The 1,190-nt window shown below is 57.2% G+C and carries 1 protein-coding gene; it reads left to right on the plus strand.

Annotation, left to right across the window (positions count from 1 at the left end; genetic code table 11):
- Positions 1-64 precede the first annotated feature (64 nt).
- Positions 65-1,045, plus strand: coding sequence for an IS5-like element IS1384 family transposase (locus VV867_RS30955; RefSeq protein ID WP_010466230.1), 981 nt, complete (start codon positions 65-67; stop codon positions 1,043-1,045).
- Positions 1,046-1,190: the final 145 nt, after the last annotated feature.

The raw sequence follows: 1,190 nt of genomic DNA on the forward strand, positions 1-1,190 counted from the left end.
GGAAACTCTGAAAAAGACTTTCTGATTTGGCAAAATACCGCGACCCCACCCACCGAGTTTCCCGATGAAGCAGATGACCTTCGCCGACGCCGAGTACGCTGGCAAGCGCAAGCAAACCCGCAAGGAGTTGTTCCTGATCGAGATGGATCGGGTGGTGCCGTGGAAGGGCTTGATTGCTTTGATCGAGCCACATTATCCGAAAGGTGAAGGTGGCCGTCCGGCCTACCCGTTGATGGCGATGCTGCGTGTGCATCTGCTGCAGAACTGGTTCGGCTACAGCGATCCAGCGATGGAGGAAGCGCTGTACGAAACCACGATCCTGCGCCAGTTTGCCGGGCTGAACCTGGAGCGCATCCCCGACGAAACCACCATTCTCAACTTCCGCCGCTTGCTGGAGAAACACGAGCTGGCGGCCGGCATCCTCGCTGTCATCAATGGCTATCTGGGCGACCGCGGCCTGTCGCTGCGCCAGGGCACCATCGTCGATGCAACGCTGATCAATGCGCCCAGTTCGACCAAGAACAAGGACGGCAAGCGCGACCCGGAAATGCACCAGACCAAGAAGGGAAACCAGTATTATTTTGGCATGAAGGCCCACATCGGCGCCGATGACGAATCGGGTCTGGTGCACAGCGTAGTGGGCACGGCGGCCAATGTGGCGGATGTCACCCAGGTGGACAAATTGCTGCATGGCGACGAAAACGTGGTCTGCGCCGATGCAGGCTACACCGGTGTCGAAAAGCGGCCCGAGCATGAAGGACGTGAAGTTATCTGGCAGGTGGCGGCACGCCGCAGCACCTACAAAAAACTCGATAAGCGCAGCGTGCTGTACAAAGCCAAGCGCAAGATTGAAAAGGCCAAGGCTCAGGTGCGCGCCAAGGTCGAGCATCCGTTCCGGGTAATCAAGCGCCAGTTCGGTTACACCAAGGTGCGCTTTCGCGGCTTGGCCAAAAACACGGCGCAACTGGTGACACTGTTCGCTCTGTCGAACCTGTGGATGGCGCGCCGACATTTACTGACGAATGCAGGAGAGGTGCGCCTGTAATGCGGGAAATGGCCACCGGAGTGGGGTCCGGGTGGCGAAAACGTAAGAAATACTCGTCGAATTGATTGTTTTTTGATCATTTGGCGAGTTTAAAAGTTGCGCTAGGTGGTATGCCGGGGAAATACATGGCTACTTCAGACCATCC

Origin of the sequence: Pseudomonas sp. JH-2 (assembly GCF_036231725.1) — a bacterium.
Classification (GTDB): domain Bacteria; phylum Pseudomonadota; class Gammaproteobacteria; order Pseudomonadales; family Pseudomonadaceae; genus Pseudomonas; species Pseudomonas delhiensis.